Source organism: Burkholderia sp. LMG 13014, from assembly GCF_905232215.1.
Classification (GTDB): Bacteria; Pseudomonadota; Gammaproteobacteria; order Burkholderiales; family Burkholderiaceae; genus Burkholderia.
Window position 1 is genome coordinate 1 of sequence record NZ_CAJNKE010000252.1, and the last position, 8357, is coordinate 8357.

General features: G+C 65.1%; 10 protein-coding genes. 1 reads left to right on the forward strand and 9 read right to left on the reverse strand.

Features of this window, described 5'->3' with window-relative positions; translation table 11 throughout:
- From JYJ84_RS21885 to JYJ84_RS21925, 9 genes are all read right to left on the reverse strand, one after another.
- Nucleotides 1-293, reverse strand: a 293-nt coding sequence (locus tag JYJ84_RS21885) for a hypothetical protein (RefSeq protein ID WP_205189456.1), incomplete at its 3' end; no start/stop codon positions are given.
- Nucleotides 294-296: 3 nt separating this feature from the next.
- Complete coding sequence (locus JYJ84_RS21890) at nt 297-737, reverse strand: hypothetical protein (RefSeq protein ID WP_236027654.1); 441 nt, start codon at nt 735-737, stop codon at nt 297-299.
- Nucleotides 738-968: 231 nt separating this feature from the next.
- Entirely contained in the window at nt 969-2297 is a 1329-nt protein-coding gene (locus JYJ84_RS21895) for a hypothetical protein (RefSeq protein ID WP_175223006.1), read from the reverse strand.
- A gap of 73 nt (nt 2298-2370) precedes the next feature.
- A complete protein-coding gene (locus JYJ84_RS21900) occupies nt 2371-2679 on the reverse strand; it encodes a hypothetical protein (protein ID WP_205189458.1) in 309 nt (102 codons plus the stop codon).
- Between the two features lie 17 nt (nt 2680-2696).
- Nucleotides 2697-4124, reverse strand: coding sequence for an MFS transporter (locus JYJ84_RS21905; protein WP_122948020.1), 1428 nt, complete (start codon nt 4122-4124; stop codon nt 2697-2699).
- 167 nt (nt 4125-4291) lie between these two features.
- Nucleotides 4292-4918 (reverse strand): hypothetical protein, encoded by a 627-nt coding sequence (locus JYJ84_RS21910; RefSeq protein ID WP_164462729.1) that lies wholly within the window; start codon nt 4916-4918, stop codon nt 4292-4294.
- A 79-nt stretch (nt 4919-4997) separates the two neighbouring features.
- Nucleotides 4998-5573: an imm11 family protein gene (locus JYJ84_RS21915; protein ID WP_122948022.1), complete on the reverse strand. Its 576-nt coding sequence runs from the start codon at nt 5571-5573 to the stop codon at nt 4998-5000.
- Between the two features lie 107 nt (nt 5574-5680).
- Complete coding sequence (locus JYJ84_RS21920; RefSeq protein WP_122948023.1) at nt 5681-6070, reverse strand: hypothetical protein; 390 nt, start codon at nt 6068-6070, stop codon at nt 5681-5683.
- Nucleotides 6071-6119: 49 nt separating this feature from the next.
- Nucleotides 6120-6503 (reverse strand): DUF2750 domain-containing protein, encoded by a 384-nt coding sequence (locus JYJ84_RS21925; RefSeq protein WP_122948024.1) that lies wholly within the window; start codon nt 6501-6503, stop codon nt 6120-6122.
- A gap of 687 nt (nt 6504-7190) precedes the next feature.
- Between JYJ84_RS21925 and JYJ84_RS21930 the strand changes: the two genes are divergently transcribed.
- A partial coding sequence (locus tag JYJ84_RS21930) for a DUF3772 domain-containing protein (RefSeq protein WP_205189460.1) occupies nt 7191-8357 on the forward strand: 1167 nt, incomplete at its 3' end.

Consider the following 8357-nt stretch of genomic DNA (forward strand, 5'->3'; position numbering starts at 1 on the left):
CGATCGTCGCGGCCGTGTTCGTCGCGCGGCACCTGGTGCGCACGCAACATCACGCCGAGCCAGCGCCACATCGAATCGACTTCCTTGTCGTCGTTCGACGTCACGCCGTCGCCGACGATCTCGTCGAGCGCCTGACCGCACACGAACGCGCGCTGTCGCACCGGTTCGAGTCCGGCAAAGTACTTGTGCGCGGGTTCCGGCAGCGCATCGAAGTCGGCCTGGCTCATGTCGGGCGGATGGTGGCCCGGGCACAGGCCCGCGTCGGCAATCTCCCGGCCCGCCACCGCCTTCACGGGCTAAAGCGGCGAATCGCCGCTGCGCGCGACCGGATACAGTTCGATTCCGTTGACCTGGAAGCCCTGCATCGCCAGCATCACGACACCCGTCGTCGAATGCTTCGTCTCGAAGTTCTGGCCGGTAATCGACGTGACCTGATACGGCGAGCCGATCGGCATCTTGATCAGCTCGCCGCCCGGCACGTCGAGCACGCAGGCGCCCGGCGGCGCCTTGTCGGGGCCCTCGGTTTCCAGCTCGGCCTCGTGCGTCGGCGCCATTTCGACACTCCACTGGCCGGCGTCGCGCACGCGCAGCACGATCTCGCCGCCCACCTTCTCGACGCGCAGCGTCGCGGGTTTACCGGCCGCCGGCGCGTAATCGCCGAGCAGGGTATCGCAGGCAGTGCCGGCCCGCGCGGACAGCGACGCGAGCAACAGCAGACAGAACAAGGGGGTGCGCACGGCTGAAGCCTCTCTCTTCGAATTGTTTTGGGAATGTCCGGCGCGACAGCGCACGGCGGCGGCGACACGACCGATCGCCACCGGACGCCAATATAGCGAACGTGAGCGACGTGTGCCAGCCGGCGCACGCCCATGCGACAGGCAGGGAAACGCAAAGGTGTGGTGTGGCGTGGCGCCGGATGGGTCCATCCCGACGAAGCGGAGCCGCTGCGTGCTGCGCCGCGCCGGCCGTCAGTCCGCCGTGTCGCCGCCCTTCGGCACCTTCGACCACGCCTTGCGCCCCGGCAACGGCGACCACGCCGGCCGCGTCTTGCGGGCGCTGTCGATCACGACCAGGTAGCGGCCCGCGATCGGCGTGATGTCGCGATCGCGACGCAGCACCCACAGCGACTTGCCGGCTTCGACGCGCGCCTGGTAATCGTCGTCGAGCAGGCCGTGTCGATCGAAGAACGTGTTCAGCGACGCGGGAATCCGAACGCACCCTTTCGAGTGCCGGATGCCGAGCAGCGATTCGAGGCGATCGGGATCGGTCGCATGCATCTGGAAGCGCATCGGCGACACGCCGCCCTTGCCCCAGCCACGTTCGCCGTCTACCCAGCCGAAGTCGTAGATGCGCATGTCACGGCGGCCGTAGCCGCGAATGCCGTTCTCGTTCGTCGTGCCTTCCGCGCGGAAATCCATGTTGTCCGGCGAGTGATGGAACACGCCGAGCGGTGTCAGGAAATGGTCGTACTTGCCCGGCAGCCCGGTGCCGACCGGCGATGCGCCGATCATCATCCACGCGTTGGCCGGCGTCGCACGGAAGTAGATGAACAGCGCCTGCACGGTCGGCGCACGGTCGACCATCGCGATGTATTCACCGGCGAGATCGCCGAGATCCGCATCGACGAGCGCCTTCTGGAGCCGCTCGCCGTAGGCACGCTGCTCGCTTGCCGGCACGTTCAGACGCCGCGTGACTTCCTGTGTGAAGCGCTTGCGCATGTCGACCGCGCGTGCCGTCGCATTTTTCGCCTCGTCGGCTGATAGCGGCGGATGCCGGCGTGGCGGTGTCGGCACGGGGGGGCCAACCTCGCTGGCGGGCGTCGCGGAAGCGGCCGATGCAGGTGTGGCGGCGGAAGCAGCGGAAGCGGCAGAGGCCGCGGATGCGCCCGATGCACTCGATGCACCCGACGCCGGACTGGCAGGCTGCGCAGGATGCGCGTGCGATGCGGCAGGCGCGGACTGCGCCGCCGAGGCTCCCGACGATGCATGCGCCGACGAAGCGGCATGCGCACGGGAAGCCGCCGATGCGGGCGACTCGACTGATGAGGATGACGTAGCAGCAGGCGACGATGCGTCGGACACCGCAAACGCAGGCCGCTCGACAAGCACGGCGATCGGCAGTGCCGCAGCGAGCCAGATACACGCCGCGGCGACACGGGCAAGACTACGCGGCTTCACCAATCGCCGCGCCAGGCTGAAAAGCATCATACGTTCGAAGCCATCGGCCGATCCGGCCGCCGCATGCTGCTGTTGCGAGCGGCGCATCTTCCGCGCGAGCCGTCGACACGTCCGGCGCATCATGTGCGCCCGGCGCCGACGCCTCTTCGCGGCGGAGCCGTTCGCTGATGCAACGCGTGCGGTCCGATGGCGGCTAATGAGTCGTCAGGCCCTTCATTTTACGCGCCTGAGCAAGAATCGGCAGCGACGCCAGTTGCGGTTTCACCGTGGATTTGCGCTTCGTCACGCTTTGTTTCAACTCGTTGCCGCCCGCATTTTCGTTACGTGGCAATCTTGTTTGTTGGGCGTTCGAGATCGATACAGGTAGCCGTATGTTTCGCCAAGACGCGATGGCCTCTTCAAATCGATTCGTATGCCAGATCATTCCCGAGACGCGATACATGCCGTACGCGCGATGCAATCGCCATCGCACGGCACGCATGCCGCACGAACCGTGCGACACGCGTGCACCACCGTCGATTACTTCGAGATGGCTTCGAGCGCGATGCCCTTCGTGCGCGGCCCCATGAGCCCGATCGCGGCCATCACGATCACCATCGCGCCCGCGATGAACGCGAACACGCCGAAGGTGCCGAAGCCCTTCAGCACGGCCGCGATCACGAACGACGAGAAGATCGCCGAGAAGCGGCTCCACGAATAGACGAAGCCGACTGCCCGTGCGCGGATCGACGTCGGGAACAGCTCGGCCTGATACGCGTGGAAGCTGTACGACATGATGTTGCTCGCGAGCGTGAGGCCGATGCCGAGCACGATCAGGAATGCGCCCACCGTCGTCTGGCTGAACAGCAGCCCGCAGACGACGATCGCCGCCGCCATCGCGACGATCACCGACTTGCGCTCGAAGCGGTCGGCGATCACGAGGCCGATCAGCGGGCCGATCGGTGCGGCGAGCGCAATCACGCTGGAATACATCAGGCTCGACGTGATCGTGATGCCCTGCTTGATCAGCAGCGTCGGCACCCAGTTCGCGAAGCCGTAGAAGCCGACCGTCTGGAACACGTTGAAGATCGTCATCATGATCGTGCGGTTGCGATACGGCTGCACCCACATGTCGCGGAAGCTGCCGCGCGGCGGCACAGGCTCGGCGGGCGCAGGCGGCGGCAGCGGCCGTCCGTACTCGGCTTCGACCTTCGCCTCGAGTGCGCGCATGATGCGGTCGGCTTCGTCGACCCGGCCCTGCTGCGCGAGCCAGCGCGGGCTTTCCGGCAGTTCGCGGCGAATCCACCACACGAACAGCGCGCCGTGCGCACCGATCAGCACGACCCAGCGCCAGCCATCGAGGCCGAACGGCGCATGCGGCACCAGCAGGTACGCGAGGAACGCGACCACCGGCACCGCGACGAACCCGACCGCCTGCTCGCACGCGAACGCGCGGCCGCGGATCTGCTTCGGAACGAGCTCGGAAATGTACGTGCCGATCGTCACCATCTCGACGCCCAGGCCGAGACCGACGACGAAGCGCCAGAAGTTCAGCCCGGCAGCGGTGTCCTGGAACGCCATCACGACGTTGGCGGCCGTGTACCACAGCAGCGACCACGTGAAGATCGCGCGGCGGCCGAAGCGGTCGGCGAGGAAGCCGCACGCGATCGTGCCGATGAAGAGCCCGGAGAACAGCGCGGCGATGAAGCTCGCGACGCCCGTGGTGCCGAACAGGCCATGCGTCGTCGCCGACAGGATCCCGCTTTTCACGAGGCCGGGCGCGACGTAACCGCTATAGAGCAGGTCGTAAAGCTCGAAGAAGAAGCCGAGGCTCAGCAGAACGACGAGCTTCCAGACGGTACGTGTAGGCGGCAGGCGGTCGAGTCGGGCCGAGATGGAGCCGGGGTCGATCGCCGCGGGGCGGACGGCGCCTGCTGCGGCGAGCGGGTCGGGCTGGGTGGATGCCATGGTGGCAAGTCTCCGGATTCTTGATTGTCCTGGCGCTACCAGAGCGGTGCTGGCGAGCGGCTTCGCGCATTTTAGCGAGGCGAGCGGCGGAACACATCAGTCGACTGACACACTGGCGCGGCTGTGATCCGGCCGGTGCCGCCCTCACTGGCGAATGGCGCACACCGTCATACGGGCTTCACGGCCGGCCAATCGACGCGCTCCACGTCCAGAAATTCGATGCCCTTGATGCCACGCCTGACTGCCTCGTCGCGAAAATCCCCGGAGCAGATCAGCGAATTGCTGCTCCCGACCATGCCGGCCAGCTTGAAGATCGGGCATGAAAAATCGCTGGAAACAACCAGCTTCCTGATTCTCTCGATGCAACCGAACTTTCCGGTGACAAACGCCGACTCGCCGCCATCCACCTCGTCGGGTTGAAAGCTCGGGAAGATCGACACGCAATAGCCGCTTCCGGAGACCCGTTCTCCCGCCAAAGACAGGATCTCGACGGGTGCGACATCAACCATCGGGACGCGCAGCGCAGAGAGGGCAGCGCCGAATCTCTCACTGATCAGGTAATAAAAACCCAAGTCGCTGCGAACGTCAAAATCGCACCGAGCCTCTTCGGTGATGAAAACCACGCCGGCGGGAAAGGGTTCGTGTGCCTTCCTGCGCGACGGGTTGGCATACCACGGGAAATATCCGACTTCGACGCGCTTGGCATCCGGATAGTACCGGTCATACAACGCCCCATTGAGCATGCCGATTCGGCCGCCTGGCGCTGAACCTTGAGACAGAACGTAATACTTCACGATAGATCGCCCCTTGCTAGGCACACTCGGCTGTCGCCGATCTCCGGTATCGCTGACAGCACGCTTGCTTGATCCGGCCTCAACCGGCCGGCGGGATACCCGTCGTGAACCGGACGCCTTTCTTCGCGGCGCGCAGTACGGCATCGGCCAGTTGATCCCCGACGACAATGCAGGTCGGGGAGTCGGATTGCCGCCCCATGCCGTTCGCCGGGAAATCGGGGCGCAAGACCATCTTTTTGAAGCCGACCCTGGCGTCAGGAAACCCGTGGATTTTCACCATGATCGGCTCGGAAGCGTCGTGATCGACCGCATCGACTGTCCGCATCGGGTTGAGAAGAAAGTACGCGCCATCGATAGCGTCGCCGCGCGAGCCGATGACGGCCGGGATGAACTGAACATCGTCGTCGTTCGCCAGTTCCTCGATCGCAGCCCGCACCGCGTCACTGACGAGCGGAATCAGGATGTCCGACCAGATGACGCCGTAGTCCGCGATCTTGGGCCGCCCGCTTCGGGGAAGCTCGAACCACAAAGGGGCTGGCGTTGCGACGCGCTTTCCCGCCTGCAACTCGAAACGATCCACCCCGTTTTTTGCTTCGTCGTAGCGTGCCATCCGGCGTTCCGGATAGTCCGCCTCCGTGGTCCAGATTTTCGTCATCTTTCACCGTATCCGTTTCACGCGGATCGCTCCAGTACATGCGCCGGCCGGGCATCCCTGCTCGCCTTTCTCCAGCAAAGCAAAATATTTCATGCAGGCGCCCCGATTCAGTCGATACCGAAGTCACGCATATTCAGCGCTACCGGCGACAGGATGAACGACGTGCCATCCGCGTCCTGCTTGACGTGCCAGAGCACCAGACCATACGTCCACATTTTGCCGGCGATCGTCAGGTACTCGTCCACCCTGTTCTCCAGCAATCCGCCCAATACAAACGGAGGAAGCCACATCAGCTCGATACGACCATCGCCCCTCCAGCCGTCCTGAAGGAACCGCTCGCGTGCGACCTTTTCATACGGCGCCGGATCGCTCAGGAATTCGCTGGCAGGGCGGCAGAAATTCAGGTTGTCCACCCACTCGTACGCATAGCAAAAGAAGTTGCCCATCGCGTCCGGGGCATACGGAATGACATCGCTTTTATTGATGGAATAGCCCATGCATCACATCCTCAACCTGTTTCGTGTCCCGAAGCGAACGCGTTTCGATTCACTCATATTGCGTCAGCTCCAGCCGGATCGACGCCAGCAGATCCCGCGGCAATACAAGCCGCCCGTTGTCTGCCGGTGCCGGAAAAACCGCACATAGCCTTTGATCCGTCTCCATCCCGGGCAGCCAGCGCGACAAGAATGCGTCGAGCGGAATCGCTTTCGCATGAAAGCCCGTCCACGCGTCATCGGCACATAGCGCCGCGAAGTCCTGCTCGGGCCAAAACGGAATCGCGATGCGGCCCTCTGCGGTTGCGGTCGCCCACCCCGTATCGAACAGGCCCCAGACGACTTCCGAGTCGGCAATCTTGCGAATGAAGTAATCGCGCCGCGCCTGCGCATCGAGCCGCAGAACGCCTTCGATCTTCTGTGGATGAAGCACCATCAATCGCCTCCGGCTCGACGTCGGGTCTGACGGACATCGGCCGCGAGCTTGCCCGGGCGCGGAATCGCGTGAATCACCGGCACCGGGCAGCCGACGTCCGCGCCGCCGCACGCACGAAAGCCTGCGCCGAAGGGCACGACATGGCCCGGATCCGCATCGGACGGCCACGGCCACGGCGATGTCGATTCATCCGCCGCGCGCGAAGGAAGTGTTTGATCTGCCACGCTCTCAGGATTCTTTTCGTTGTTCGTGTTTCGACGCTCGGCGACTGAGCCGCGTCTCGTGTCCCGGACGACCTGCCGGTGACTCGCGGGATTGTACGACGACCGGACGGCTGGACAATGTCCGGTCCCCCGTCCCCCGCACACCTGGCAGCGACTCATGCCCCGTTTATCCGGTTCGCCCACGCGCCGGCTTTATGTAAATTTCGTAACCGTCTGTCCCGCCGCCAGCCATCGCCGAGCGCCGAAAACGGGCCCGATTCGGCACCATTCGATCCACACACCCGCCGTAAAACGGCGCAAACGGCCCAACCCGCGGTGCGTCCCCCTTTTCGGCCGCCACAACATCACAGATGCACATTCGGAAGTCGTTCACCTCCGCGCCCCGGTAACATGCTACCGGGCCAATCACCGGCTTCCGGGCGCCTTTCGGCGGCCGGTACTGTCGGCCAATCGTAAGCATTCCATGTCCATACAACGACTCTCTCTCTACGCGCGCCGGATCGCGCTGATCGCGCTGCTGCAGTTCGCGGCGATCGCGACCGCGTCGGCGTTTCCAGGGGCCGCCTCGGCCCCGATGGCGAGCGGCGTCGGCGCACCCGTCCCGGCCATCTCGCTGAACGACGCCATCGCGCAGCTCAAGCAGATGCAGGCCGAGCAGGACCGCATCAAGCAGCAGACCTCGACCGCAACGAGCAGCAAGGAGCTCGACGCGCTCGACAATGCGACGCAGGAGCTGAGCACCGATGTCGAGAAGCTGCAGAGCGATCTCGTTCCGCAACGCGCGCAGATCCAGGCGCAACTCGACGTGCTCGGCCCCCCGCCTGCCGACGGCGCCGCGCCGGAAACGCCGGCCGTCGCGAAGCAGCGGGCGACGCTGAACGCGCGCAAGCTGCAGCTCGATGCGGCGTTGAAGCAGACTGCCGACCAGAAGACCAACCTAACGAACCTGAACGAACAGTTCGCGAAGCTGCATCGCGGCCTGCTGAAGAATCAGCTCGCGTTCCGTTCGGGCGGCATTTTCAGCGCGCAGTTCTGGCTGCCGCTGTTCCATCTTTCGCCGGACGACGCCCAGCGGCTCGGGGACTTCGACGAAGAAATGCTCGACATGCTGCGCTCGTCGTGGGTGCCCGGACAAAAGGCGATCACCGCGCTGCTGCTGATTGCCGCGTTCGCGGCATGGATCGGCGGTCGCCGGCTCATCGAGCGCGGGCTCGCCTGGTTCTGCGTGAACCGCCTGCCGGCCACCCGCCTGCGCCGTAGCGCGCTGGCGTTGTCGACTGCGCTGTCGACCCTGCTGGCCACCGCCATTGCCGTTCAGATCCTGTACCTCGCCGTCGCGCGCCACTACGACCTCACGCCGGGGTTGACCGATCTGTGGGACCAGTTCGCGAAGCTTGCCGCGACCTGCGCGCTGATCGCCGGGCTCGGCCGCGCGCTGCTCTGCACGAAGCATCCGTCGTGGCGCCTGCCCGCGCTCGCCGATCCCGTCGCACTCGCGATGAAGCCCTTCCCCGGCATCCTCGCCGCGCTGCTGCTGATGTCCGGCACGCTCGAATCGATCAACCGGATCGTCGACACCAGCCTGTCGGTCACGCTGTTCGGCCGCGGTATCGTGTCGCTCGTCGTCGCG